At 39.7% G+C, this 23,301-nt stretch carries 32 protein-coding genes; 18 read left to right on the top strand and 14 right to left on the bottom strand.

What is annotated here, in order from left to right; genetic code table 11:
* Window positions 1-75: 75 nt before the first annotated feature.
* On the bottom strand, window positions 76-351 hold the full coding sequence (locus ACFFAP_RS14235) for a GIY-YIG nuclease family protein (RefSeq protein WP_375511814.1): 276 nt from the start codon (window positions 349-351) through the stop codon (window positions 76-78).
* A 67-nt stretch (window positions 352-418) separates the two neighbouring features.
* Here ACFFAP_RS14235 and ACFFAP_RS14230 point away from each other — a divergent pair, with 67 nt between their 5' ends.
* From ACFFAP_RS14230 to ACFFAP_RS14210, 5 genes are all read left to right on the top strand, one after another.
* Entirely contained in the window at window positions 419-1,063 is a 645-nt protein-coding gene (locus ACFFAP_RS14230) for an AAA family ATPase (RefSeq protein ID WP_375511813.1), read from the top strand.
* Window positions 1,060-1,431 carry a CopG family transcriptional regulator gene (locus tag ACFFAP_RS14225; RefSeq protein ID WP_375511812.1) on the top strand — a complete coding sequence of 124 codons (372 nt, stop codon included), beginning with the start codon at window positions 1,060-1,062 and terminating at the stop codon, window positions 1,429-1,431. The genes ACFFAP_RS14230 and ACFFAP_RS14225 overlap by 4 nt, the downstream gene beginning before the upstream one ends.
* Before the next feature lie 663 nt (window positions 1,432-2,094).
* Window positions 2,095-2,301, top strand: coding sequence for a hypothetical protein (locus ACFFAP_RS14220; RefSeq protein WP_375511811.1), 207 nt, complete (start codon window positions 2,095-2,097; stop codon window positions 2,299-2,301).
* Between the two features lie 425 nt (window positions 2,302-2,726).
* Window positions 2,727-3,050 (top strand): hypothetical protein, encoded by a 324-nt coding sequence (locus ACFFAP_RS14215; protein WP_375511810.1) that lies wholly within the window; start codon window positions 2,727-2,729, stop codon window positions 3,048-3,050.
* A gap of 16 nt (window positions 3,051-3,066) precedes the next feature.
* Window positions 3,067-3,213, top strand: coding sequence for a hypothetical protein (locus tag ACFFAP_RS14210; RefSeq protein WP_375511809.1), 147 nt, complete (start codon window positions 3,067-3,069; stop codon window positions 3,211-3,213).
* 144 nt (window positions 3,214-3,357) lie between these two features.
* Here the strand turns inward: ACFFAP_RS14210 and ACFFAP_RS14205 are convergent, their stop codons facing one another.
* Complete coding sequence (locus tag ACFFAP_RS14205) at window positions 3,358-4,227, bottom strand: hypothetical protein (protein WP_375511808.1); 870 nt, start codon at window positions 4,225-4,227, stop codon at window positions 3,358-3,360.
* 298 nt (window positions 4,228-4,525) lie between these two features.
* Here ACFFAP_RS14205 and ACFFAP_RS14200 point away from each other — a divergent pair, with 298 nt between their 5' ends.
* Window positions 4,526-5,527: a helix-turn-helix domain-containing protein gene (locus ACFFAP_RS14200; RefSeq protein ID WP_375511807.1), complete on the top strand. Its 1,002-nt coding sequence runs from the start codon at window positions 4,526-4,528 to the stop codon at window positions 5,525-5,527.
* 1,262 nt (window positions 5,528-6,789) lie between these two features.
* On the opposite strand, the gene ACFFAP_RS14195 is transcribed toward ACFFAP_RS14200, so the two are convergent.
* From ACFFAP_RS14195 to ACFFAP_RS14155, 9 genes are all read right to left on the bottom strand, one after another.
* On the bottom strand, window positions 6,790-6,954 hold the full coding sequence (locus ACFFAP_RS14195) for a hypothetical protein (RefSeq protein WP_375511806.1): 165 nt from the start codon (window positions 6,952-6,954) through the stop codon (window positions 6,790-6,792).
* A 361-nt stretch (window positions 6,955-7,315) separates the two neighbouring features.
* The gene (locus ACFFAP_RS14190; RefSeq protein ID WP_375511805.1) at window positions 7,316-7,528 is read right to left on the bottom strand and encodes a hypothetical protein; all 213 of its coding nucleotides are present in this window, start codon (window positions 7,526-7,528) and stop codon (window positions 7,316-7,318) included.
* Between the two features lie 147 nt (window positions 7,529-7,675).
* Entirely contained in the window at window positions 7,676-8,734 is a 1,059-nt protein-coding gene (locus ACFFAP_RS14185; RefSeq protein ID WP_375511804.1) for a reverse transcriptase domain-containing protein, read from the bottom strand.
* Between the two features lie 20 nt (window positions 8,735-8,754).
* The gene (gene avd / locus ACFFAP_RS14180; protein ID WP_375511803.1) at window positions 8,755-9,099 is read right to left on the bottom strand and encodes a diversity-generating retroelement protein Avd; all 345 of its coding nucleotides are present in this window, start codon (window positions 9,097-9,099) and stop codon (window positions 8,755-8,757) included.
* Window positions 9,100-9,257: 158 nt separating this feature from the next.
* Window positions 9,258-10,118: a formylglycine-generating enzyme family protein gene (locus ACFFAP_RS14175; protein ID WP_375511802.1), complete on the bottom strand. Its 861-nt coding sequence runs from the start codon at window positions 10,116-10,118 to the stop codon at window positions 9,258-9,260.
* 99 nt (window positions 10,119-10,217) lie between these two features.
* Window positions 10,218-11,813, bottom strand: a complete 1,596-nt coding sequence (locus ACFFAP_RS14170) for a formylglycine-generating enzyme family protein (protein WP_375511801.1) — start codon at window positions 11,811-11,813, stop codon at window positions 10,218-10,220.
* On the bottom strand, window positions 11,786-12,991 hold the full coding sequence (locus ACFFAP_RS14165) for a hypothetical protein (RefSeq protein WP_375511800.1): 1,206 nt from the start codon (window positions 12,989-12,991) through the stop codon (window positions 11,786-11,788). Before ACFFAP_RS14165 ends, ACFFAP_RS14170 begins: the two co-directional genes overlap by 28 nt.
* Window positions 12,992-13,028: 37 nt before the next feature.
* Window positions 13,029-14,093, bottom strand: a complete 1,065-nt coding sequence (locus ACFFAP_RS14160; protein ID WP_375511799.1) for an AAA family ATPase — start codon at window positions 14,091-14,093, stop codon at window positions 13,029-13,031.
* Complete coding sequence (locus tag ACFFAP_RS14155) at window positions 14,090-15,382, bottom strand: hypothetical protein (protein ID WP_375511798.1); 1,293 nt, start codon at window positions 15,380-15,382, stop codon at window positions 14,090-14,092. Before ACFFAP_RS14155 ends, ACFFAP_RS14160 begins: the two co-directional genes overlap by 4 nt.
* Window positions 15,383-15,928: 546 nt before the next feature.
* Between ACFFAP_RS14155 and ACFFAP_RS14150 the strand changes: the two genes are divergently transcribed.
* Entirely contained in the window at window positions 15,929-16,135 is a 207-nt protein-coding gene (locus ACFFAP_RS14150) for a hypothetical protein (protein ID WP_375511797.1), read from the top strand.
* Between the two features lie 75 nt (window positions 16,136-16,210).
* Here the strand turns inward: ACFFAP_RS14150 and ACFFAP_RS14145 are convergent, their stop codons facing one another.
* The 3 genes from ACFFAP_RS14145 to ACFFAP_RS14135 are packed head-to-tail and all read right to left on the bottom strand — an operon-like array spanning window position 16,211 to window position 17,524.
* Complete coding sequence (locus ACFFAP_RS14145) at window positions 16,211-16,393, bottom strand: hypothetical protein (RefSeq protein WP_375511796.1); 183 nt, start codon at window positions 16,391-16,393, stop codon at window positions 16,211-16,213.
* A 1-nt stretch (window position 16,394) separates the two neighbouring features.
* On the bottom strand, window positions 16,395-17,003 hold the full coding sequence (locus ACFFAP_RS14140; protein ID WP_375511795.1) for a hypothetical protein: 609 nt from the start codon (window positions 17,001-17,003) through the stop codon (window positions 16,395-16,397).
* A gap of 2 nt (window positions 17,004-17,005) precedes the next feature.
* Window positions 17,006-17,524 carry a hypothetical protein gene (locus tag ACFFAP_RS14135; RefSeq protein ID WP_157816391.1) on the bottom strand — a complete coding sequence of 173 codons (519 nt, stop codon included), beginning with the start codon at window positions 17,522-17,524 and terminating at the stop codon, window positions 17,006-17,008.
* 171 nt (window positions 17,525-17,695) lie between these two features.
* On the opposite strand from ACFFAP_RS14135, the gene ACFFAP_RS14130 reads away from it, so the two are divergent.
* The 11 genes from ACFFAP_RS14130 to ACFFAP_RS14080 all read left to right on the top strand — a co-directional run bounded on the left by ACFFAP_RS14130 (window position 17,696) and on the right by ACFFAP_RS14080 (window position 23,267).
* The gene (locus ACFFAP_RS14130; RefSeq protein WP_375511794.1) at window positions 17,696-17,914 is read left to right on the top strand and encodes a hypothetical protein; all 219 of its coding nucleotides are present in this window, start codon (window positions 17,696-17,698) and stop codon (window positions 17,912-17,914) included.
* Between the two features lie 265 nt (window positions 17,915-18,179).
* Window positions 18,180-18,635 carry a hypothetical protein gene (locus tag ACFFAP_RS14125; protein WP_375511793.1) on the top strand — a complete coding sequence of 152 codons (456 nt, stop codon included), beginning with the start codon at window positions 18,180-18,182 and terminating at the stop codon, window positions 18,633-18,635.
* Window positions 18,628-19,215, top strand: coding sequence for a hypothetical protein (locus ACFFAP_RS14120; protein ID WP_375511792.1), 588 nt, complete (start codon window positions 18,628-18,630; stop codon window positions 19,213-19,215). The genes ACFFAP_RS14125 and ACFFAP_RS14120 overlap by 8 nt, the downstream gene beginning before the upstream one ends.
* Window positions 19,216-19,285: 70 nt before the next feature.
* Window positions 19,286-19,426 (top strand): hypothetical protein, encoded by a 141-nt coding sequence (locus ACFFAP_RS14115; protein WP_375511791.1) that lies wholly within the window; start codon window positions 19,286-19,288, stop codon window positions 19,424-19,426.
* 230 nt (window positions 19,427-19,656) lie between these two features.
* Window positions 19,657-20,094 carry a hypothetical protein gene (locus ACFFAP_RS14110; RefSeq protein ID WP_375511790.1) on the top strand — a complete coding sequence of 146 codons (438 nt, stop codon included), beginning with the start codon at window positions 19,657-19,659 and terminating at the stop codon, window positions 20,092-20,094.
* The gene (locus ACFFAP_RS14105) at window positions 20,091-20,381 is read left to right on the top strand and encodes a hypothetical protein (protein WP_375511789.1); all 291 of its coding nucleotides are present in this window, start codon (window positions 20,091-20,093) and stop codon (window positions 20,379-20,381) included. The genes ACFFAP_RS14110 and ACFFAP_RS14105 overlap by 4 nt, the downstream gene beginning before the upstream one ends.
* Window positions 20,368-21,915, top strand: a complete 1,548-nt coding sequence (locus ACFFAP_RS14100; protein WP_375511788.1) for a hypothetical protein — start codon at window positions 20,368-20,370, stop codon at window positions 21,913-21,915. Before ACFFAP_RS14105 ends, ACFFAP_RS14100 begins: the two co-directional genes overlap by 14 nt.
* Window positions 21,908-22,069 (top strand): hypothetical protein, encoded by a 162-nt coding sequence (locus ACFFAP_RS14095; protein ID WP_375511787.1) that lies wholly within the window; start codon window positions 21,908-21,910, stop codon window positions 22,067-22,069. Before ACFFAP_RS14100 ends, ACFFAP_RS14095 begins: the two co-directional genes overlap by 8 nt.
* Window positions 22,056-22,388 carry a hypothetical protein gene (locus tag ACFFAP_RS14090; RefSeq protein WP_375511786.1) on the top strand — a complete coding sequence of 111 codons (333 nt, stop codon included), beginning with the start codon at window positions 22,056-22,058 and terminating at the stop codon, window positions 22,386-22,388. The genes ACFFAP_RS14095 and ACFFAP_RS14090 overlap by 14 nt, the downstream gene beginning before the upstream one ends.
* Before the next feature lie 271 nt (window positions 22,389-22,659).
* Entirely contained in the window at window positions 22,660-22,956 is a 297-nt protein-coding gene (locus tag ACFFAP_RS14085) for a hypothetical protein (RefSeq protein WP_375511785.1), read from the top strand.
* A 101-nt stretch (window positions 22,957-23,057) separates the two neighbouring features.
* Window positions 23,058-23,267, top strand: coding sequence for a hypothetical protein (locus ACFFAP_RS14080; RefSeq protein ID WP_375511784.1), 210 nt, complete (start codon window positions 23,058-23,060; stop codon window positions 23,265-23,267).
* Window positions 23,268-23,301 lie beyond the last annotated feature (34 nt).

Genomic DNA, 23,301 nt, shown 5'->3' with positions numbered 1-23,301 from the left:
GGGGTAGGAGAGGATGCCGTTGGCATCCTCTCCTACCCCCCTAACAATGATTATTATTCTTATTAATTGTATATTTTATTTTCTGGAAGTCCCTTGAAACTGCTGAATCATGGCTGACTCAATTTCAACAAGGAGATTTTGATCGCTACATTCCAACCAAGCAATTACAGCATCATTTAACTTTGTTAACTGGCTTAACTTGTGGTGTCCTGTCCACCTGTCAGCTAAGTTAATAGTTTGACCAATATAAACGATGCATGAGTTGTACATTACAAAGTAGATACAACTGCACTTAGGCAACTGGGAAAGGTTAACCAGTGGCAATGATGGCAGGTTATGAACGTCAATCATTGTTAATGGGCAACATCCTGTGTAATACAGTATATACTGAATGCAGTAATTAATGCAGTAATGCAGTATGACAGTAATTGCCCTTGTCAATCAAAAAGGGGGCTGCTCAAAATCTACGTCTGCCGTCCATCTAGCGTGTTGGCTATCTCGCAAGGGTCGCAAAGTCCACTTGCTAGATGCTGACGCTCAACGTAGCAGCTCAATTTGGCTTCAGTCGATGGAGGAAAACACTATTCCCACGACTGTACTACAATCACCCGATGAACTCTTAGAGCAAATCCCAGAGTTAGCAGCACAATGTGAGCATTTAATAATAGATGGCCCAGCCGGTTTATCTGAGGCTAGTAGAGCAATATTATTTAGAGCCGATCTAGCTGTAGTTCCCTGCCAGCCAACAGGTTTAGATTTGCAGTCAGCGAGTGACGCTGTTAGGTTAATCAGACAAGCTCAGTCTGTTCGCGGTGGTGCGCCCCAAGCCGCTATATTTATCAGTCGTGCTGTTAAGGGGACAAAATTGCTGGGTGAAGCGATCGCACTTCTATCTAAATCCAAAGAAGCGACTGTACTAAAAACTGTGATTCACCAAAAACAGGCAGTTGCAGATACTTTTGGTCAAGCTGCAACGATTTGGGATTTACCTGGTCGTCAAGCAGCAGAGTCAGCACGGGAGTATGAGCGACTGTTTAAAGAAATCCTGGGGATGTTGAAATGAGTACTAAAAAACCTCGAAAGTCCCTCGATGATGCCCTTGCCCGTGAGTTTGTCTATGGTGAATCAGCGCTGCGAGAGAGTTTACCAAACCAGGAGACTGTAGACTCAGACGCTCAAAGCGAGACTCAGCCAATACTAGAGCAGCAACCTATATTACCTGTATCACCTATATCCGCCCCGCAACCAGCTAAGTTTAATCTCATGTCTGAACTTCAACAACCTTCTAAAGAGCCGACAGTTAGACTAACTGTTGATTTGCCTCAATCAACGCACCGTAAGTTATCTGTGCTGGCAGCTAAGACAAGCAGGAAAAAGGTTGAGATTGTGCGGCTTCTGTTGGATGAAGCACTTAAGGATGTAGAAGAGTAATGCAGTAATTGATGCAGTAATGCAGTATTTAGCGCAAAGTCGGCGGGGTCGGTTTCCGTCCCGTCGAACTTTGTAAGAAATAGGACTTACGCACAGGTTACGCAAAATCAAACCACAGAGAACGCAGAGAACACAGAGGAATAAGAGTTAAAGAGGTTTTTTGCGTAAGTCCTAAGAAAGTAAATAAGTATTTAGTAGGCGATCTGGTTGTAATGACTGCGATCGCCTTTTTCTTTTAAAAATTTTCTGTTCTACAGCATCAACAGTATCCTAGCGTAGCGGGGAAATTTTTCGGCCTTTGCGCTTGCGAACGCCCCGACATTGAGCTGAGATAGTTGCATATTCGGAAATCAAGACTCCTAACGATTATCCTGCTTAGGTTTGGTAATTTTCTACTTCTTTGTACTTAATAGCTTTGATTATCACGGAATAAAGTTCATGGTGATACATTTTTTGAGAGACATCCCTACAAATTAACTCAACTGTAGTGATACTATGGCTTAAATCAGTTTTAGGAGAGATGGCACAATGCAATGGCTGCTAGTCCTAAGCCGTTCATCTCACTCATCCCCAAACTGATTTGATTTATAAGGTCAAGAAGTAGCTGGAACTACTTCTTGACCAGTTAACCTAATTCACCACTCGGTAAAGGAGTAAGTAGTGATGACCAACACTTTACACAAAAACCCAAATTCTAACAACCAAGTAGGAAACAAAGCGATCGCGATAACTGCCGTTATTACGTCTGGTTTAGTCGCTTTGGCTGCGGTTTGGGTGATTGCACAATCTGACTGCGGAGCCAAACTCCACTTTAGAATCTGGCCTTCACCAGATATTCGGTTGGAAAGGCTGGCCTGTCCACTCAAATAGCATAAACACAGGGATAAATAATAGCGGATAACTAAAAGCGATCCAGTCCGGGGGAGACTGTGATCGCCTTTTTTATGCCCTCAACCCTAACAAAAATTTTTGTGGGAACTCTATAGCTGGGAATAACAGTTAAGTCAAGTTGACAAAGTAATTACAGGAGGTGGTGATACTCGTCAAAACCCCGCAACAACTTAAATAGGCAACTTAGGTCGGAAGCACCGGACATTTTATTGACTGGGAACTTTATCTTTGAACTCTGGGAATAACAGCTACATCTGTCAGTTAACAGAGCTACTAAGTGTGGTGGTGACACTACTGCTGAAGACGCACAGTTTTCGCAGTCACAGAAACCCCACACTAAAAGGCTGGTCTGGCGGCAACCAAACCAGCTTTCAAAGTCAAATACATTACATGGAGTAAAAAATATGGCTAACAAAGCCAATTCTAAGCAAACTAACACCAACCCTAATGATAAGCCAAAGGTTGACCTGCCCAAGGTTAACCTCGCTACAAGAGTCAAAAGCACTTTGGGAAAAGCAACGCTCAAAGTAACTTCACCTCTTGTTTTAATAGCTGGCATTGTTGTTAGTGGAGTTGTTGGTGCAGTAGTAGCACAGCGCGTTCTTTCCGTAGTCGAGTTATCTAACTGCGGAGCATCAGTGAACTTCAAGTCTTCCCCTTCGTCCCTTTTGGACTTTCAACTTAAAAAGGAGGCTTGCAGCAAACCATCTGAGACAGCAGCTAAATAGCTTATTTCGGACACGCGTGTCCAAAATGAAGGCGATCGCACTGGTCGCCTTTCCTTTTCCCTGCAATGGTACAGAAACTAAAAGGGAATCAAAAGCGCCACGCGTGACGCTTTTCAATAGACAAGGCGATCGCACTGGGTCGCCTTTTCCTCTAAGAAACTGATCTCTTCCCTCACTCTTTGATCCAGCCTGTGGTTCTGGTTCTGTTCTGGAAGAATCACTCAAAAGCAAAGGCGATCGCACCCTGCATCGCCTTTTTCCTCTAAGAAAATGTTGAGTTTGGATTAGATTACGGACTTGTTAGCCCCTAGTAGGTGCTACGAATCATCACATTAGCTAACATAGAGAACATATCTATACAGCACTGCATTAGTGGAATATGTGTTTCACTAAAAGCATTTTCAGTATCCGCACAAACCCCAATAATCCAGGCTAGTTTTGGATTTGACCATTTTCCTTTTTGATGATCCCAAGATTTTGTCAGCACTGCTCCAAGCATTACAGATTGATCTTCTCCGTACTCATCATTTGGTTGACGTTGCCACATTTGTGATCCCATTTTAGAACCTGATATCAAAACACAAACCCCCTTATATTCGAGTGAATCTTTAAGACATCGAATAGTTCGTGAATCGTCTTTGTGCATTGGACGTGAGCTAATCGAGCGGTTAGGGTTATACTTTCCAGCACGGGCAAACGTGTAATAGCAATCATCTGCACGACGATCTCGAATACATGCCCATACCCTTGTGCCTGGAGGAACAAGGAGTTGAAATAGTTGAGCTACTCTCTCTAGCAAAGTTATTATTTTGTCACGATTTTGTTGCAAGAGAGAATATGGTGCTGGAATACATCCTGGATTTGGTATCGGCGTGGTGTAAGGTGGGACGCTTACTAACATTTCAAGACACATATCTCGCACCTGGTGCATTAACTGATGCTCTATTTGACTCCGCTCATGAAAATTTTTATATGACGCTAAAGTGTTGTAAGAACGTACAAGCTGATAGATTTGTGGCAGAAGTAAGACGACAAGGACACCTAATAGCAAACAACCAACGACTATGGAGCGAATCAGTGTATCCTTAATTAGCCATTCTGCGATTGCAGTCACCATTCCCAGCATAGTACTCACAATCAGAGATTCGGTTAGTTCCCTACGTGCTGTTGATAACATAAGTGTATAGAATTTGTTTACTAGGAATATGCAAGCAAGTTAACCAACAGCATAAGGAATGCTACCGTACCAACTTTCTTCCTTTGCCAGGTTTTCTATAATGCAATACTACACAATTTTAGTAGCAATGTGAGTAGTATCCACAATTTTTTATGGCTATTGAAACATATTTTTTGTAGATATAGGCAATTAATTTATCAAGCTCTTGGATTATTAATCTTAGTGCTTTGTGATACAGATAACAGTGGGTTATTCTGGAAAAGCTATATATTAGTGGGAAGGAGCAATAGCCAAGAACATGAACAGAGAAAAGCCAATAGCTAAGATACGCGAAAAAATGGGACTGACTCAAGCGGAGCTTTCCCAGATGATTGGAGTATCAGAGAATACAATTGCCAATTGGGAGAAGGGTAGTGCATCAAAATGGATTCGCCACTTAAGTAGGCTGTGTAAGATTCTTAACTGTAGCTTGGAAGACTTAGAACCAGACAAGCAACTTCAAGAACGTTCCCGTCCTGATTTAACCCCCAATATACTGGACACAGTGAAAAGCTACTGTGTGGCACTGTTTAAGAACGATAAAAAGACAGTAACGAAGATTTCATCCTTTGCTACTCTCCATGACAACCAACTTCGATACTGGCTTGACCAAGCCGATCAAATCATTGATCAGTGTCAATGTGATGCAAAAGAGCAAGTTGATTGCGAAATAGTTATTAACACTTTGATTCTACAAAACCTTAGTATTCAACTGAACTATGTTTTGCCAAATCAAATAACGCTCGACAAGTTTTGTGAACTATTAAAAACAGTTACACTATCTCATGATTTTTTAAGCAAGTATATTTTCTTTAACGATCAGCACTTTTCACGAAAATTAATTCTTCAAACAAGATATTTATCTGTATATGTAATTGGTTGGGAACCCAGTCACGAATCATGGATGCACCATCATGGAAACTCACTTGATGCTATTTTGGTACTCGAAGGTGAAATGACACACTGGTTACTTTCACCTGAAGAATGTAAAAGTAAAAATATACCATTTGAAGCATATCCATCAGGTCAAAAATTCTCAGGTAAAGCAGAAAAGTTTACTGTGGGTGATTGGGTTTTTATTGATCGTCATTATGCTCATCAAATAGCAAATTCATCTGCAAAAAGACTTGCTACCCTTCATGTCCGATTTGGAGCGCCACCAGATGATGACAAGTGGGAAACAACTGAAGACCAACCAGTGATTATTTGGCATCAGATGGAGCAATATCAAGTAATATTACAAAACGTCAATAGAGTTTGACAAAAAATAGCGGATGGCTATGACAAAAACTACTTATTTTGGGGCATTTTCTTAGAGGATGGTGATCGCACTCCGCGCAGTACAGTGAGCGATGGTCTACGACCGACCGTAGGTCATCGCACGGCAACACTAAATAATCAAATATGCTGGGTGCGATCGGTTTCTTGATCGCACCTAATCGAAACCCTTACTACAAGCGATCACCTTTTCCTCTAAGAAGCTGATTGCTTCCCCCACTTCTCTGATCCAGCCTATGGTTCTAGTTCTGTTCTGGAAGAATCACTTTTTCTAGACTCAAGAGCAAAGGTGATCGCTCTTTGGGGGTGCGATCGCCTTTGTTTATATGTAAAGGCAATTAGCGACGGCTGGCAGCATCTGCAAATGGCTCACTTGAAGATGGTAATTAGGTGAGCGATCGCATCCTCAGAAATTGGGGGTTAATAATGCTCACGCTCTTGGTATCCTTGCTTGAATCCCTCGATCATAAGTGACAGATGCCCCGCCAACCTCGTGATCTAAAAGCAGGATATTGTTACCACATCACCACCCGTTGCAATAACCGTGAGTTTCACTTGAATCGTCGTGGCGACGGTGCCAGGTATCGAAATCGCCCAAATGCCTATGCTTTCGTAAAAAGTGCTTTTGTTAATAGATTGTTACAAAATCTTATAATGCTTTGATGCTAAAGTTTTCACTGATCCAAAAGGGACTGTTTTGAGATTGAGAGATAAAGAAGGAGTAAAATTACTGAGTAAAAGGAGTAAAATTACTGAGATAACTCATTACAAAAATAATATTTTTTAATTTCGTTACTGATTAGCTATATAATATATATAGCGATAGACTTTTAGAATTTCGTCCTGTTTTACGTTACAATATGCGTGGCGGGGCTAAATTATCATAAGTATTTGCAAACTGCCCCTTCCATAAGGGCAGTTTTGTTGTATATAAGAGAAAACTAAAGTATTTAGGACGAAGTTCTAGGAGTCTATCGCAAGCTTCAGGCTTTTTCCTTCTACTGGACTTTTCTCTACAAGTCTCGCTAGTCCAACTAGAACCAAAATTATGAATCCGCTAAAATTCTTTAGCTCTTTGCGGCGCAATTCTAAGCCAGTGCAAAGGGGAATTTTGCTTACTCAGAGAACCATTGTTATAGGTTCCGTCTGCATCCTGTCTTTGGGTGCTAGAGGCGGAGTTGTCTATAAAGAGTGGCAAACTCAGATTCAAAGCCAGAGGCAAAAGCAAATCCAGATTAACAACTGCTATTTAGCTCCTCTGCCATCAGTGACACCTACACCATCAGCAAAACCTATGCCTAAGACGGTGACTTTACCCGAATCTGCATAGAAATTAAGAAGGCGATCTAGTTGAAGAACTGCGTAGGCGTAGCCCGTCGTAGACATCGCTCCTTCTGGACTTAAATACAAAGGCGATCGCTCTGGTCGCCTTTCCTCTTCCCTGCAATAGGACAGAAACTAAAGGAAAATCAAATGTGTCACACGTGAGACATTTCAATGGACGAAGCGATCACACTGGGTCGCCTTTTCCTCTAAGAAACTGATCGCTTCCCTCACTCTCTGATCCAGCCTGTGGTTCTGGTTCTGTTCTGGAAGAATCACTTTTTCTAGACTCAAAAGCAAAGGCGATCGCACCCCCAAACCGCGATCGCTTTTCCTCTAAGAAAATTGTTAGTTAAGAGTAGCCGCGTAGTTTACCGCACTTCGACAGGCTCAATGACCACCGTAGGCATCGCTTCTATTCTTATATGCAATGCCAGATGCTGGCAATTTATTTGTAGAGTTGAGCAACTGTTCGGTTTACACCTACCAAGCTACCCAACTCAGTTTGATTTTTGGATATCATCACCCTTTGGGTTCGCAGTCGCCTGCGGAGGGAAACCCTCCCGCAGCGCTGACTCACCGACATCACAGGTGTAGGCTGGACTCTTCGGTTGCACTCTCGACAGATTCCCACCTGCCGACTCTCGCGGTGAAGAGACATCCCAACCGCGCAGACAACACGAAAACCAATATTGTTGTTGTGGTTGTCGCGCTCCGCCCTATTGTTGTTGTTGCGAGACGCGGAACGGCAGTTTTTAGGATTGTTGATCCAGGAACCGCCCCGCAGTCGGGTTCGCCTACCCCTTCTCTACTCCCTCGACCATTCGAGTGAAGTAAATATCTGTTGGCGCAATTGCCAAGTATCTCCATGCTCTAAATGAGCAAACCAACTTTGTATAGATTGATTCACCTTTTCCAGGTCAATTTTACCTTCAGCATAGTCTGTTTGCAATCGCTTGAGTCTTCGCCTTGCTTGATGCAAATTACTATTTCGCACCCGGATTCTGTCTGAAAATACTCTAAACCCTAGAAAAGTTGCACCGATTTTAGTTTCAAATAATTGGCTTTTAATTGGGTGAATTTTGAGCCTTAATTGAGCTAAATATTCTTCTATAGCTAATCTGGCATCTGCTAACAATTCTCGGTCATCACTAAATAAAGCAAAGTCATCAACATAACGGACATATTTCGATATTTTTAGCTGTTCTTTCACAAAATGGTCAAAACCATTTAAATAAATATTGGCAAAAAATTGGCTAGTTAAATTTCCAATTGGTAAACCTTTCCTACGAGTCACAGGAGTAAGTAAATCATCCCCAGGAAAATAATCAATTACTATTTCTTGTTCGTTACTGTTCTCTATTAGAGTATCAATTAACCACAATGTATCAGGGCATTTGATTTTACGGCGGATTAATTCTTTTAAAATTATATGGTCAATGGTAGGAAAATATTTTCTGATATCACATTGAAGCACATAGCGGTTGTTACGAGCAAAATGAGTAAATTTTTTTAGAGCTAGATGGGTTCCAAAACCAAGCCTGTTAGCATAAGAATCAGCTATAAAAGTTCTCTCAAAAATTGGTACTATCGTATTGCATAGTGCATGATGAACAACTCTATCCCGATAGGGTGCGGCTGAAATTAGGCGGCTTTTAGGGTTTGTTAGGTGAAAAGTTCGGTAAGCTCCTGGCTGGTAAGTTTTATCTGTTAAGTGCTTCTGTAATCTAATTAATTCAGTTTCTAGATGATAATTAAAGTCTAAAACATTGTCCCGAAATCGCTTTCCCTTTTGTGCTTGACGAGATGCTAAAAGTATATTTTCAAAACTAATGATTTCAGGGTAAAGGTTGCTGTAACGCTTCATTATATTTTATTTAAATAAATTCACTTTTCCCTCTCTCTTTGTTTTTTAATCCATCCACCTAGTTCAATACCAATTTCATCTAATAATTTTATAGCATATTCGTATCGCTCAACTGACATCTTATTGAAGTCAAGCAGCATTCGGGTTTGATATCGTAAAATATCTAGCTCTGTATTAAGCGATTCTAGTTGAGGAAGTTTGTTTTTGGCATACTTGGCTTTAATCAACCCCTCCAATAAATCGTATAGCTGATTAATTATCCTATCTCCTAAAGAAAACTTATGAATTTTCGGCAATCTCTCAATAATTGGCACATACCATTTAATACAATCATAAGTCTTTTGGATTACCGATAATTCTTTCATTCCATTTATAAATCTTAATTTATTTTTCGCTCGATTATATATTTTTTTCTACCCACCCCTTGATTTCAAAAAAAAATTAGATCGTTCCGCTTCGCTACACTCAACAAGGATAAAAAAAACAAGAGTAAAGGGCAAAAAGACTAAAGTATAAAGGGCTACTAAAGAATCCTCCCAACCGCGCAGACAACACGAAAACCAATAATGTTGTAGTGGCCGTCGCGCTCCGCCCTAATGTAGTTGTTGCGAGACGCGGAACGGCAGTTCTTAGGACTGTCGATCCAGGAACCGCCCCGCAGCACGGCACGTCCTTGTTTTTGATAAAGGTTATTATTATCATCCAACCAAGCACTGCCATCTGTGGGCGCACCTTCATAGTTATCGTGCCAATCGTCGAGACACCATTCCCATACGTTTCCGTGCATATCGTATAGCCCAAAGGCGTTAGCGACTTCAAAACTGCCCACAACTGTAGTTTCTCCTCGATAAATTCCTTTAGGGCCTCGCCCATAAGAACCTGACCATTTATGTTCTTCGTCATCTGTACCGTCATAATTGGCGACATCAGTTGTGATTGTCTCGCCAAAATGGAATGGGGTAGTAGTTCCCGCTCTACAGACATATTCCCATTCTGCTTCGCTGGGTAGGCGATACTGTCTTTTTGTATGAGAGGATAAGCGATCGCAAAACTCAACCGCATCCTCCCAAGAAACTTGCTCAACAGGGCGTTGCTCCCCTTTGAAATTCGATGGGTCAGCTTCTAGCTCAATGTTTACCTGTGGTAGTGCTGCTACGGCTTTCCACTGTGCTTGAGTGACTGGATACTTACCTATGCAAAATTGGTTAATGTTTACTAAATGCTGAGGGCTTTCTGAGTCACTACGCTCTAATTCATCTTCTGGCGAACCCATCATGAAGTTGCCACCCTTGAGCAGCACCATTTTTAGCCTAATTCTATTACCCAAGTCCTCAACAAAATGTAGCCCTGTCCGCCGATAACGTTCAATGATAGTTTGTGCCATTAATCTTCATATTTTGCAAAAAAAATTCGAGTCGCCATAAGGCGACAAAAGAGTAAAAAAGAATAAGTGTAAAGGGCTAAAGGACTAAAGTATAAAGGGCTACTGAAGAATCCTCCCAACCGCGCAGACAACACGAAAACCAATATTGATGTTGTGGTCGTCGCGCTCCGCCCCAAAGTTGGCGTAGCGAGACGCGGAACGGCAGTTCTCAGGATTGTCGAACCAGGAACCGCCCCGCAGTACGGCATATCTTGTTTTTTGATAAAGGTTATTATTATCATCCAACCAAGCACTGCCATCTGTGGGCGCACCTTCATAGTTATCGTGCCAATCATCGAGACACCATTCGTCTACGTTTCCGTGCATATCGTATAATCCAAAAGCGTTAGCTACTCCAAAACTGCCCACAGGCGTAGTCTCTTCCCGATACGTTCCTTTCACACCAGCACCATAAGTATAGTTAGCATTGTAGTTGGCTAACTCTGATGTAATTGTTTTGCCAAAATGGAATGGAGTCGTAGTTCCGGCTCTACAGGCATATTCCCATTCCGCTTCGGTTGGTAAAGTATAAGGTCTGCCTGTAAATTTAGAAAGGCGATCGCAGAATTCAACCGCATCGTACCAGGAAACTTGCTCTACAGGTCGCTTATTACCTCTGAAATTCGATGGTTCAGGGGTTAGCTCTCTATTGACCTGTGGTAGTGCTGCTACTGCTTTCCACTGTGCTTGAGTAACTGGGTATTTACCCATGAAAAATGGCTGTACTGTTACGGTATGCTGGGGACTCTCACTGTCATAGCGTTGGGGTTCATTTTTTGGCGAACCCATTTTAAAGGTTCCTCCGGGAATCGCCACCATCTCGATTCCTAGTTCTGTAGGTTCCCCCGGTGTTTTCCCTAAAAACTCTACATAATAAATTGCTTGGTTTTCCTCTGTCTTAATTATTTTTCCGCGAGCATTAACCGTTATCGTTTTAAACTTAAAAGTTGGGCTAAGAACTGCGACATCATACTCAAAAGGTTTTAGCTCAACTCCTATCGCTTCTGCAATTCGCTTTTCCTCATCATCTAGGATGGATTCTTTGTCAAGCTCATCCTGTGACGGTTTTAATAACAACGGCTCAAAGCCTTTCTCCTGTAGCAAATCCTCATATTTTTCTTCTAATTCTTTCCACTTGATACGTTCTTCATCATTTTCTGGTAAGGCTTCTAGCAACTTTCGCAATTGTTCCTTGATAGCCTTAACCCCTTCCCCATCTGCCATCAAATATGATAATGGTATCCACTCTCGTCGATAGTCATTATTCTCATGCTTGAAGCGATTTAAAATGTAATGGGACATAAAATTAGACAAATCCTGGAGTCGCTGTTCCCCAAACCTTTTATCTTCACGTAACCTCTTTATTAAGCCATTTCTTGTGTTCTCTTCCATCTCATACAAGTCATAGCCTATGGTTTGACATAACCCCGATAGCAAGACATCGGCTACTGCATACCAAGGACAATCCGGGACAAAATTTTCCCGCAGACAATAAAGCAAATCTGAAGTGATGGTCAACGGGAAAGCAGCATAGTAGGCTAATTCCAGCGCCTTTTTTCCATAGCGTTTTTCAACAACCCGAATGCGGCGAGTTGTTAAATCATCCATTTTGTCCCTTTCCTGGGAATTTATTCCTGGTGGGGATTGATTTGCCATATTTTCATATCCCCCTGTGGATTTTCTTTGGCTGCTGTTTGTAAGCTGGCAAGCTCATAGGTTAACATCTTGCCATTAAGTATCCCATGAATTCCCCAAGCTGAGGTATACTCCCATCGTTGAGGAGGTAAAGGATTCAGCCAAATTAATTGGCGAACGCAGGGAGATAATGCAATTAAAAACTTTAATATTCCTTCAATTCGGTTTTGGTTGTCAGTGATTGTTGCGGCTCCCGCATCGCTTAAAATTATAGTAATAGTGCGGTTGCGATGCAGTTTTGGCAAGATGTTAATCAGAGGATGAGCAAGAGTTGGACATTCCCAATTATAAAGATATTCGTCGGGATAGCTGGTAAACCGATATATCCGAGCAGGAGTGATTCGAGCTTCTTTAATTGCCTGAATAAAGGGCTCAAATGCCTGAAAAAATGGTATCATTGCCGAATTATCATCAATTAACAGCAACAATTCTGCTCGTCGAGTCATTCTTGGACGCATCTCCACATTAGCTAAAATACCTTCCCGTTCAATCCGCTCAACGGTTGCTTCAATGTCCAATTCATCCTCCCAACCAATCCGCACTGGTTTTTTTAATAAGCGCCAAATTCTTTGAACATCTTGTAAATTGATTGGAAAATCCTTTGGATTAAGGACAAGATTCGACTGCTGAAATTTAAATTGTTGGAAGGGTGATGAACCCTTTATCGCGGTTGCAGTTTCTACTTTATCCGGTTGCTGAGGTAATGGTTTTTCAAAATTCCTGGGTGGAATTTGGGGAAGATTTGATAATGGTTTTTCAAGAGAAGGAGTTTCTTTATCAAAAGTTTTTTCTGGAGGTTTTGATTCAGTTTCTACAGGTGTTTTGGCACGATGCTGCTGGAGATAACGGTCAAAAGCGCGATTAAAAATATTAATATCATAATTAGCGCAGGGTTTAACCCACAGTAACCGACACACCCGTTTTAAATCTTCCCATCCGCCTAAACCATACCCTTTTTCAACTGCAAATTGTAATAACTCATATTGTTCCAGCGTTAAAGCCATTCCAGCTTTCCGCAGTTCTTGGAATAAATCTAATAATAAAGATTCATACTGTTCTAGGGTTCGAGGAATTCCAGTTTCTAAGAAGTGAGGGGGAGAATCATCGAATAAAATTGAAATATTTTGATGATTATTCATAAAGCGATTAATAAGAAGCTTCACAAGAGGGGTTGTTTTACTTATTATGATTATTGTTTTTTAAGGCTTTTGATATTAAATACTGGTCTGGCTTTGTTTTAATCAGCATTCCCAGTAATGGCGTTCTATTAAATAAGTTGTCCAAGTCTTCCAATGCATTCTTCCCTGGTAAAAGAGCATTAAAAAAATCTATAAATTCGCTAGTTCCTGGTGGCTTACTTCCAGGATTATTTTCAAGCAATTTGCGAATGTCATAAAAAAGAGTTATTGCTTTTTCTCTTATTGTTTTATTTTTACCTCTGAGCGTACCAAATCGCTTATCAATTATATTTCTGAGTAGCTTCTCATCAGGAAAATCAACATAAAAGTAAATACAACGACGCAAGAAAGGCTCCGGTAAGGGTTTCTCGCGGTTGCTAGTAATAAAAATAATCGGCTTCTGATTGGGAGTAGCAAATGACTCTCCAGTTTCTGGAATTTCAAAACGTAATTCTTCTAACTCAAGTAGTAAATCATTCGCAAAATCACTATCTGCTTTATCGATTTCATCAATCAATAAAATGGGACGAAAATCATAATCATCTTTTTCTTCTGCATCTAATGCCTTACCTAGCGCTCCCAATTCTCTATAATTTTTCTTATCCTTCAACCGCTTCTTTAATTCGTCAGTCTCATCTTTTCCTAAAAAATCTTGCAATTTGTCTGGATCAGTTCCCATCAATTGAGCATCCCGTAATCTAGCAACAGCGTCATATCTATAAAGTCCATCACGAGCGCGGGTTGTAGATTTAATATTCCAGATATAATAATTCCACCATTTTTGTTTATCATTTTGATTTTCCTGGTTTTGCAGATATTTTTTGGTAAATTCATAAGCAACCGCTCCAGCTAAACGAGTTTTACCACAACCAGGTTCCCCTTCTAACAATAACGGTCGCTCCAGTGCGATCGCTAAATTAACCGCTTCTTTTAAATCTTCACTGGGTAGATAGGGATGGGGAAAATAAATTTGCTTCAAAGAACGGTCTTCAGTAGCATCTTCAGTTTGGTACTTTTCTTCTGCTGTATATTTATAATCTGGTTTTTGATTGTTGCTCATCATGCAAATTTTTTCCAATAGTGTTCAACATCTGCAATACCATTATTTAACTTAAATACATCCCTACAAATGTCATCGATTAAACCGTGAGGAGTTGTTGCAAGAGAATTAAGCATTTTGTATCCCATGTCTAAATCATAATTGCTTTCTAGAAAAGCATCTTGATTTTCATTTAACCAATTTTCTACTTCTTTTTGTTGAATTTGTTTTAATTCCAGTGCAATAGGATATTCTGTATCTTGGTTGTTTTCATTACTTCTTACTAAAAATAAAACGAACCATAATTTTCTTTTCTCAAGATTTGTCCTTGAGATATTACTAATACTTTTAAACAACTCAGACCAGAAAGCAGATAACTGCTCAACTTGATTACCAGCTAAATCCTCAAAACGCTTAATAACAATAACTACAGACTTGGTTTTATGATAATCAGTCAATTGTTCAATTATCACTTTACGGCCTACATTACCTTTTATCCCTATATTTTGAGCAATGTTTTGCCAAAAATTATCAAATTCAATTCTTACATTCCAGTCAACTTGAATTTGAATTATTTGTGCATTCTCAAAATCTCCTATCAATTTTGTTAAACGCCATAGGAACCAAGGCTGAATTATTTTCTCTGCCTGAATAAGAAAAACCCCTCTTCTATTTCCATTATTTTGATTATAAATATTGTTTTGAAACGTGTTTTTCTGAGTTTGACAGTCCAAAGAGCATAAGAGTTTTTCTATATTTTGATTGTTTCGTTCGGGACTTGTATTTTTATCTTCAATATGATATTCAAAATTAGCATATTCTTTTTCTATCTTTTCTTTAATATATTTAAGATTACCTGTTATTCCCTCGTTTTTACCTTTCAATCTAAGTTTGAACTTCCTGATACCTTGAGATTTAGTAGGTAAATCTTCCTCCTGCATAATATGCATTTCTGTTGAATTTATGGAACAATCTCGTTCCTTTTCATCACAACGAATTAACTTTAATAATTCAATAGAATTTCGTATATGCTGTTCAGGAAAATTCGGTTTAGATTTTTCTAATAGCTTGAATAAAGCTTTTAATGTCGTACCCTCTTTAGTATTGTTTTTTTTGTCTAAACTGGTTCCGGTAATTTCTAAAGTGTCATCAGAAATCCATTTTACTTGAACTTTTTCTGGCTCAGAGTCGTGCATCTGTGCATTTAGGTCAGCATAAGCAAGCTCTAATAGGGCTTTAAGAAAATGACATGAATTCTGTAAGTGTTTGTCTCCTATGCATAATTTATATTGTCCTTTCTTTTCACTTGCCACAGTAATTGCCCAACCAACGAAACTGCGTTACTTTTTCTATAGATTTATCATCAATAGTCTAGTTTTAATGACAATAGGGAATTAAAAAAACTAAGGCTTGAGAAAAAATTCATTAATGTCGCTTTTTCACATCCCTCTGATTTGTCAGATTTTTAGCTACATCACCTTTATTTATAGATAAAACTTATGTAAACCATAATTAATATCTATAGTTAGCTATTTTGGGAAGCTTGGGAGCTTCCCAGCCATGTAAAAACTCATTTTAAAGCATTTGTGGGACTTGCTTGGGAAATTGCTCGCTTTTCCCTAGCCAATAATTTCATATTGTACAAGTGAAAATAAATGTGTTTTCTTTACTAAGTATTGAAGCTAAAGTCATTGATATTCCGATTCAAAAACAATCACAATCAAGTTATATTTTAAGATTTATTTCAAAAAAATATGGGTTTATACGGAGAGCAGATTATTAAGTTATAAAGCTCGCTGTCTCTACTTGCATGGGAAAATCCCACTGTCACTATGAGGATGTCCTGCACAAAAAAACACATGACTTTCCTTACCAAAACAAATCAACAGCCTAATAAACTAGAACCCAACAAAACAACTGGGATAGTCGCGCTTATTGTTACTGGTGCAATTGCATTGGCGGGGGTTTGGGTTATGGCAACGGCAGACTGTGGGGCTGAACTGGATGTTAATATCTTCCCACTGCCGCATATCCGATTTGAAAGGCTGGCTTGTCCACCCAAGTAGCTTTAAGTACAACGCTTAAGCACTAATTGAACATCAAAAGGCGATCGCACCCTAAAACGCGATCGCCCTTTTCCTCTAAGAAATTACCTGTTCTACTACATCAAGTAACTTTCTTGATAGCTCCAACCAACGCTTTACCCTTGGATTTGTTTCGGCTGCTGAGTAAATTGTAGAGAGGTCAACTTCCCAATTCTCATAGGCTGCAAGTTTAACAACAAATACATGCTCTAGTTGGTGACGTTGTTCTGAAGTGTACATTTTAGTTGAGAGCAGCTGCGATCGCATCCGTGATTTTTTGATGTTCCAGGTTTCTAACATGCAGCGCCGCCGTTGTCCCAGCCTCCGCGATGATGGTAAACAGTGCGGGGGAGTCTGGTTTCGCCTTGGTTAGATACAACAAAACTTTGATTAAATTATCCTCTGGATTTTCCTTCTCAAGTTCTTTGAGAGCATCGTAATTACTTCTGGAAGCTAGCGCGAGTTGGTGATATTCAGTTTGGGGCGTGAGGAATCTTAGAATGTTTTGGATTGCATTGCCTACTGGATCACTGGAATCAAAAGCGATCGCATTGCCATCACTGATTTTATCTAAAGTTCTGACCTGCGCGTGGTCAGCAGCAGCGTTTGTTGCGGCGGATAAAAGCTTGCGTAGATTGGGGTTGGTGCTTGTTGCACTGACCAAAAACCCCAAACATTTACAATAATAATCCCGCAAATGACTGGCGTTAATTTTTTTAACTGCGATCGCATCACCCTTTTTATATTGCTCTAATGCCTGACGTTGCCATTCATCAGTTGGTTCGCCCAATACCTCAAAAATTGTGTTGATTGCTAGTTCAACGTTGGGGGTAGTAGCCGTTGTAGTCATTTCTAACTCCTTATTTTTAACCAATCGTTAGATTTTTCTGCTTGCATTTGACGAGCATAGTTTTTCTCCCATCTAGAGTTGAGATGGTCAAAGATGATTCGAGAAATGAACTTAGCTATGCTTGAACCATCAAAATAATTTGCTGTTTTCACCAAAATTAGATTTTGTTTGGTGAGGTACATATAATTACCATCCTGGGTAATTACATCACTTGGCAAAATAATATGTCCTAATGGATTTTGGCCAATTTCATCAGATGTCGGTTGTTCCTTATATGCAGGTAACGCCTTGAAACCTTCATTAATAACGATGTCTACCCACTCATCTACATCCATACCACGTTTAGTAACATCTAACCGAGCCAAATGCTCATAGTATGGACGGTGATTAGTGGTATGCCCCCTGGTGAATTGGTTTACTAAATCCTGGAGTGAGTGTCCTGAAGATCCAGAAAACTCCCTCATTTTTTCTAGATGTTCTGGTGTCACATAGTACGTGGAAACGTTGAATCTATGAGCCATCTGGCCTATTTGTCCTTGGAATTACCTCTAAATTTATCCTGTAATGCTCTAAGTTTACCCCAAAGCTTTATAGTTGTGATATAAAAAGTTAAAGCGATCGCCCCGGCAAAGACGCGATCGCTTCCCACCCATAGGCAGTTCCGCCAAATAGTCTTGGAGGCAATTAATATTATGAGTCCAGAGCAGGAAAAAAGGGAATACGTGCTGTCGGCGATCGCTTCTTACCCAAGTCAAGTTGAGGCTGCGATCGCAATGGGGACGTGTCCTAGAGTTGTTTCTCAGTGGAATACCAATAAATCCACACCCAGAGAATTAGCAGTGAGAGTTGTGCAGCTGCTACAAGTACTTAAAGAGGCAGGGATTGAGCCGCCCCCACCAATAGCTTTTTAATTTCGAGCTTATAGATTTTAGTCATTGCCCCTCTAGATGGAGGGGTTTTTAATTGAGTTAGATGTTTTTTGCACCAAAACCTAGTACTTGTAATTACCACAAGTAAAAGGAAAATCTTGATTATTGGCAGCATTTATCAAGCTTAATAATCAATAGTTTTACCGCGAAAACCTAGATTAATGCGTGAAACATTAATCAGTTTGGTGTCAAAAATTAGCAGTTTTACTGCGAAAATTTGCAAATATTTGATGCAAGAGGTGAGAAAGTGGTATGTACTTTACAAAGACTAGTAGACAGAGAGTTAAGACAAGTTTACGAAGCTTTTATAGGTGATAGGATTGGTGATACTACGTGGCGATCGCTGAAAAGATTCCTCTTAGAATCTGGGTTAGAGCTTACTGCAAACAATTTACATGAGTATGCAACATTAAGGAAAAGCTACCCAAAGCTGTCATTAACACCACTAGAATTTAGAGCAATTTTGGCAGCAGTTGATAATGCTAAAAATCTAGTTCCTAGTTTAATAACTGGCGAGGAATTTATCAGATTACTAATTGCTAAGGATATCAGACCAGATATTTCAACCATTTACAGATGGTTTAAGCAAGCTGATTCTAGATATAGCAAGCTGATCATTTACTCTAATAACGTAATATTCGCGGTTATTTACCGCGCTGTAGTTTGGAAATTTATTGACACAAGAAAGAATAATAATGGCTAAATTACCTTCTGGAATTAGAAGAGTTTATAACGCTTTATATAAACTCAAAGCTGGCGGACAAATGGCTTATACGCCTACCCCATTACAGATTAAGAATTATTTTGAGGCTCAGAGTTTTAATCCTGATTCTATTACAGATGAGCAGTTTACTCAAACTGTTAATCATTTCTCTAAAGGCAGCTTATCAACAGAGTTAAAATTTGAATCAGCAATAGTTCATCCTACTCAACAAGAAGTTAGAGAAATTGTCTCTAATAAAGCTATTGAACTATCTCTGGAATTATCTAGTGATGATATCAACTATGTAGCAGATCAAATTGATTGCGTTAATTCAACAATAGATGATATTTTAAACAAAGTTGAGGGATTGCTAACCGCTTACTCTGACCATAAAAAACAGGAAAATATAGATAAGATAGACTCAATGTTTAACCGAGTTTACAACCATTTTCAGGATAATAATTCATCTACATCTAATCATTTATCTGCAAGAATGCGAAGCTTTGGAAAGAACGTAGAGCAAGCACAGCAAGATTTAAAAAGCTCAATCAGTAGCACACTCAATCGACTTAAAATATAAAATTATTAGGAGGAGAAAATCTAGATATCAACTTTCACTACTTTCACAACAAATTCGACCAAGTAAATGGATGAATTTAGCTGTATTTATTCAGGGATTTTTTGTACTAGGTCTGATTTTTTATGGATTTTACAGCAGCAATACTCGCCCAAGCAGAGAAACCATCACCCCCATCCGCACCGATAGAGTTTACAAGGAAGCCGACTGGTGAGGTTCAATTCAAGGGAAATCCAAACTCCGACATTATTCAGCAACTAATAACGAGTTCTGACTATCAAGCATCAAGCGATCGCCACAGCAAACAAGAAGTAGAAATCCTTAACGCTAAGGCAGCAAACAGACTAAACCTATTAACTATTTGCTTCCTTGGAACGAGTTTTACAATTGCAATAATTTGTTTTTTCTGGTCGTACAACGCAAATAAAGAAGGGTCAAACAATAATGTCAATCGAGAATTTATTCGGAGGACTTGTCAATGATGGAAAGTCAAAGTTATCAGGAATAGGCAGCAATCCAACCAAGATAGGAAACATGGGCAGTCCTTTATCAAGAATTAAAGAGAAGATGATATTGCCCTCAGAAATCTCAGCGCAACAAGTTATTAATTCAGAAAAGGATTTAGCTTATATGGAAGGAGAAGTAGAACTAGCTAAAGATATTGCTGATAAGCAAGGTAAGCAACTAGATAAATTGTTAGAGTTGCACAAGGTTAATGTTGGATTTACCCAAAAAGTGATGAATGTTGACCAACAATTACGCACTGTTGAAGCTCAACATGGCAGAAATGTATCTCGTTATATGTTAGGTGCAGCAGAAACCCAAGCCAGCCTAGATGGGTATCAAGAGGCTTACAAAATGAGTGCGGAGATTTTCCAATGATGAAGAATCTTTTCTATGCTGGATGTTGTTTCTTTGGGTACTCACTATTCCAAATATTAGGATTTGTATCTAAAGCATTCCCTGAAAGCCGAGTGGGCGCGATCGCACTTATCACCCTTGGACTATTAATCATCCTAGTAATTGGTGTAACTAACTGGTGTGGACTATATTACAAACGTAACGGCGTACTAGATAGAACTCAATCAATTGTGGGGTTTGCACCTACCTTTGTCTTTGGTACATTTGCGCTCTTTGCTGTAATGGTAGGGATATATGCAGCACAGTAACATCTTTACTAAAGGTAAAGAATTATATGCTCCACTGCTAATAAAAGAACGGTTGCTAATGGGGATGTTTGCGGCCACTGCGATCGCAGGCACATTCACACCCGTTATCTTCCCCAATCAGCCTAACCCTAGTAAACTGATTCAGCAAATATGGGGATTATTTGCCAGTGGTTGTTTTACGGCTGCTGCTTATACTCGTAAACAGAAAGAAAAAGATTATCAAGCTATCACAACGGCTAACCACACAATTGTAAAGGAACACCTCAAAGGTGAATTTGCTTATGAACAAAGTAAGCAGCAGATTGACTCCAAGCGACAGTTAGCTGCTTACGTTAATAGTCTGCCGGAGTCAGAGCGCGAACGGTGGATGCAGGCTTACGGGCTACATGGATTGGTGAAACTTCCCCAAATCCAGCAGGCCGTAATTGAAGCGCCAGCGAGGCAATTAACAGGTTACGTTCCCACGCCTGATATTGCTGATGTGAACGAGGATGCAGTACAGGCAATTATCAATCCTGGGGTAATGCAAATCCTTGAGGATATGGCGATGCAGTATCCTCAGTACATCAGGCTTGACCCTGAGTGGATTGATGAATTGTGTGATTCGGCATCATTGCATAATATGAGCGATCGCGCTAACCACCACTTTATGTTAGTGGGTGGTACGCAATCGGGTAAATCTACTTTGGCAGGGGTAATTATTAATAAGATTGCAGCTAAATCCCAAAAGCCTGCGATTGTACTGGGCAGCGACCCCAAAGATGCAATTACCCGATGGCTTTGTAAATTCTCCCGTCGTTTCGATGGGATGGAAAAGCTCAACGAATGGGTTAAATTTGCGGTAAAGGTAGTAGAGCGACGCAAGCAAGAGATAGGAGAATTAGCTAGTACCAATGGTATAGCTGAAATTTTCTTTGTGCAGGATGAGGTAGATACTTGCTACGGCGGTGGTAAAGGATTCCCTGGCTTAATACCTAAAGAAACCGCACTAGAGCTTCAATCATTGTGGAATTTCATTGCTAAATTCACAGGTGGGCTAAAATGTCATGGTGTATTTATTGGTCAATCACCATTGTCGGAGGCTACTGGATTCAGTAGGCCTAACCTAAAGAACTTGTGTTTTATCACTTTAGGGCAATTATCAAGCTACATTCTTGGTAAACCTGCTGACTTTCTCAACGTCAAACCAGAAATAGTTGAACTGTTCAAGCAAATCTGTGAATTACTTGATAAGGAGGGTATGCGCTATGCCCTAGTAATTCCCACTCGCTCAAACCCTTATATTGCCCTCATTCCTACATTTAATATTGAGGGAACAGAGCAGAAGTATAACAAACCACCAGAACCCAGTAGTGAACAATACACAGGTGATTGGTACGAAGAAATTAAGTTATGGGTAGACAAACTTGGTAGACAACCAACAACAGCAGAACTAAAAGCAGTATGGCTGGAGTTAGTAGGTAAAGAGCTAAACGACAACGGCGTAGCTCTTTTGATGGAACATTTAGGCTTTAAGGATTTAGACCATGAATAAGCAAATTGCCGCAGTAGCATCATTTTTAATTGGATGCCTAGCCTTTGGCTACTTTGGATCTCAAATAGCATCACCAACAGTTACAGGTGCAGTAGGAGGAGTAATGCTAATAACAGGCGCAATTGCATCTGTTCCCAAGCATGAAGAAGAGTAATCAACTGAATTGGCGCAAGCGCTACGGCAATATCAAAGTTTACAAAAAGCAGTGTGCGATCGCTCATCAATCAGTCAAAGGTCTGTGCTGTGTCTGTCTCGTTCGTCCCTCAGAACAGTTACATCATGCTAAATATGGGAATGATGAGATTGGTTTAACTGTGTTTCCTGTGTGCTTGAATTGCCATAATCAAGTTTGTCATTCCTCTAAGAATTGGAACAAGGACAAGACCCGTCCAGTTTGGGGAAATCAGAATACACCTGAGTTTATCGAACGCTTGAAGCTTGGCTATAAACTTTTATATGGAGAAATTGAGTAATATTATGATATTAGAATTGCTAATTAAAACTCTATTAAGAATCTTACCAGATGATACACTCTGCTTGCTTCATGAAGAATGTTTTGATGAAATGAGAAGAAGAAAATTTATTATTTATGAAGATGAAGTAAATCAATCTGGGCATAATTAAATTAGCAGCGTTGGCGATAGCCTTGTCGTAGACATCGCTGTCTGCACTATTAATAGTATCCTCTAATAAAGTAAGAAAATGATTTGTTTTATTTGTAATCTTGAAAGAGATAGTGTTTTTTTGGACGAACCCGATCATGTATGCTCTATTTGTGGTTGTCCTTATATGAAAAAATCAAAAATTCCAACAGAGTGCAATCATGAAATAGGTTATGCAAATAATTATCATCTTCAAAGCATAACTCCCGCAGAACATATCTCTATTTGTCCAGGACAGGAAATATATTCTGGTTCAATGTATGTAAATGTATCTGGTCAAATTTGCACCACATATAAATATCCATATCAATATAAAGAAGAAAGCCCATGCTTATATGATGGAACAAGATATGTCAGCAAAAAGAAGTGCGGAGACTAAGGAAGTAGCTGTAGCGATGCCTACGGCGGTAAACTACGCCCGCTTCTTTCCTCTAAGAAAGACACTTAGTTCAGATTTAATATAAATTTTTAGGAGAAACTATGCTTGAGGGCGAAGATAAACCAACCAAAATGAGAACTATTACTGCAACATTTAAATATTGTAATTCTGGTACTCAAGAAGTTAAGACAGTTACTTGCCTTTTTGATGAAAGAGCAGAAAAATTTGAACTAACAAAAGTTTATGTAGTTGAATTTGGTTGCAAGTTGATTTTCTCTAAAACAGATAACCATTTTTTAGTTAATGATTGATTAACTGCGATCGCCCCTCATCCTCTAAGAAAAT

The sequence above is a fragment of the uncultured Nostoc sp. genome (assembly GCF_964245575.1).
Taxonomy (GTDB): domain Bacteria; phylum Cyanobacteriota; class Cyanobacteriia; order Cyanobacteriales; family Nostocaceae; genus Nostoc.
Note: the sequence above shows the minus strand (reverse complement) of the source record. Positions and strands in the feature narration are given on the sequence as shown.

What these genes read in the sequence shown, in the direction of transcription:
- ACFFAP_RS14165 (WP_375511800.1), bottom strand. Translation starts at nt 12,991, where the DNA reads ATGAATAATCATCAAAATATTTCAATTTTATTCGATGATTCTCCCCCT.
- ACFFAP_RS14160 (WP_375511799.1), bottom strand. Translation starts at nt 14,093, where the DNA reads ATGATGAGCAACAATCAAAAACCAGATTATAAATATACAGCAGAAGAA.
- ACFFAP_RS14140 (WP_375511795.1), bottom strand. Translation starts at nt 17,003, where the DNA reads ATGACTACAACGGCTACTACCCCCAACGTTGAACTAGCAATCAACACA.
- ACFFAP_RS14120 (WP_375511792.1), top strand. Translation starts at nt 18,628, where the DNA reads ATGGCTAAATTACCTTCTGGAATTAGAAGAGTTTATAACGCTTTATAT.
- ACFFAP_RS14230 (WP_375511813.1), top strand. Translation starts at nt 419, where the DNA reads ATGACAGTAATTGCCCTTGTCAATCAAAAAGGGGGCTGCTCAAAATCT.
- ACFFAP_RS14175 (WP_375511802.1), bottom strand. Translation starts at nt 10,118, where the DNA reads ATGGCACAAACTATCATTGAACGTTATCGGCGGACAGGGCTACATTTT.
- ACFFAP_RS14105 (WP_375511789.1), top strand. Translation starts at nt 20,091, where the DNA reads ATGATGAAGAATCTTTTCTATGCTGGATGTTGTTTCTTTGGGTACTCA.
- ACFFAP_RS14145 (WP_375511796.1), bottom strand. Translation starts at nt 16,393, where the DNA reads ATGTACACTTCAGAACAACGTCACCAACTAGAGCATGTATTTGTTGTT.
- ACFFAP_RS14190 (WP_375511805.1), bottom strand. Translation starts at nt 7,528, where the DNA reads ATGTCTCTTCACCGCGAGAGTCGGCAGGTGGGAATCTGTCGAGAGTGC.
- ACFFAP_RS14170 (WP_375511801.1), bottom strand. Translation starts at nt 11,813, where the DNA reads ATGGCAAATCAATCCCCACCAGGAATAAATTCCCAGGAAAGGGACAAA.
- ACFFAP_RS14115 (WP_375511791.1), top strand. Translation starts at nt 19,286, where the DNA reads ATGAATTTAGCTGTATTTATTCAGGGATTTTTTGTACTAGGTCTGATT.
- ACFFAP_RS14080 (WP_375511784.1), top strand. Translation starts at nt 23,058, where the DNA reads ATGCTTGAGGGCGAAGATAAACCAACCAAAATGAGAACTATTACTGCA.
- ACFFAP_RS14100 (WP_375511788.1), top strand. Translation starts at nt 20,368, where the DNA reads ATGCAGCACAGTAACATCTTTACTAAAGGTAAAGAATTATATGCTCCA.
- ACFFAP_RS14095 (WP_375511787.1), top strand. Translation starts at nt 21,908, where the DNA reads ATGAATAAGCAAATTGCCGCAGTAGCATCATTTTTAATTGGATGCCTA.
- ACFFAP_RS14185 (WP_375511804.1), bottom strand. Translation starts at nt 8,734, where the DNA reads ATGAAGCGTTACAGCAACCTTTACCCTGAAATCATTAGTTTTGAAAAT.
- ACFFAP_RS14235 (WP_375511814.1), bottom strand. Translation starts at nt 351, where the DNA reads ATGATTGACGTTCATAACCTGCCATCATTGCCACTGGTTAACCTTTCC.
- ACFFAP_RS14135 (WP_157816391.1), bottom strand. Translation starts at nt 17,524, where the DNA reads ATGGCTCATAGATTCAACGTTTCCACGTACTATGTGACACCAGAACAT.
- ACFFAP_RS14215 (WP_375511810.1), top strand. Translation starts at nt 2,727, where the DNA reads ATGGCTAACAAAGCCAATTCTAAGCAAACTAACACCAACCCTAATGAT.
- avd (WP_375511803.1), bottom strand. Translation starts at nt 9,099, where the DNA reads ATGAAAGAATTATCGGTAATCCAAAAGACTTATGATTGTATTAAATGG.
- ACFFAP_RS14150 (WP_375511797.1), top strand. Translation starts at nt 15,929, where the DNA reads ATGACTTTCCTTACCAAAACAAATCAACAGCCTAATAAACTAGAACCC.
- ACFFAP_RS14205 (WP_375511808.1), bottom strand. Translation starts at nt 4,227, where the DNA reads ATGTTATCAACAGCACGTAGGGAACTAACCGAATCTCTGATTGTGAGT.
- ACFFAP_RS14090 (WP_375511786.1), top strand. Translation starts at nt 22,056, where the DNA reads ATGAAGAAGAGTAATCAACTGAATTGGCGCAAGCGCTACGGCAATATC.
- ACFFAP_RS14110 (WP_375511790.1), top strand. Translation starts at nt 19,657, where the DNA reads ATGTCAATCGAGAATTTATTCGGAGGACTTGTCAATGATGGAAAGTCA.
- ACFFAP_RS14200 (WP_375511807.1), top strand. Translation starts at nt 4,526, where the DNA reads ATGAACAGAGAAAAGCCAATAGCTAAGATACGCGAAAAAATGGGACTG.
- ACFFAP_RS14130 (WP_375511794.1), top strand. Translation starts at nt 17,696, where the DNA reads ATGAGTCCAGAGCAGGAAAAAAGGGAATACGTGCTGTCGGCGATCGCT.
- ACFFAP_RS14220 (WP_375511811.1), top strand. Translation starts at nt 2,095, where the DNA reads ATGACCAACACTTTACACAAAAACCCAAATTCTAACAACCAAGTAGGA.
- ACFFAP_RS14225 (WP_375511812.1), top strand. Translation starts at nt 1,060, where the DNA reads ATGAGTACTAAAAAACCTCGAAAGTCCCTCGATGATGCCCTTGCCCGT.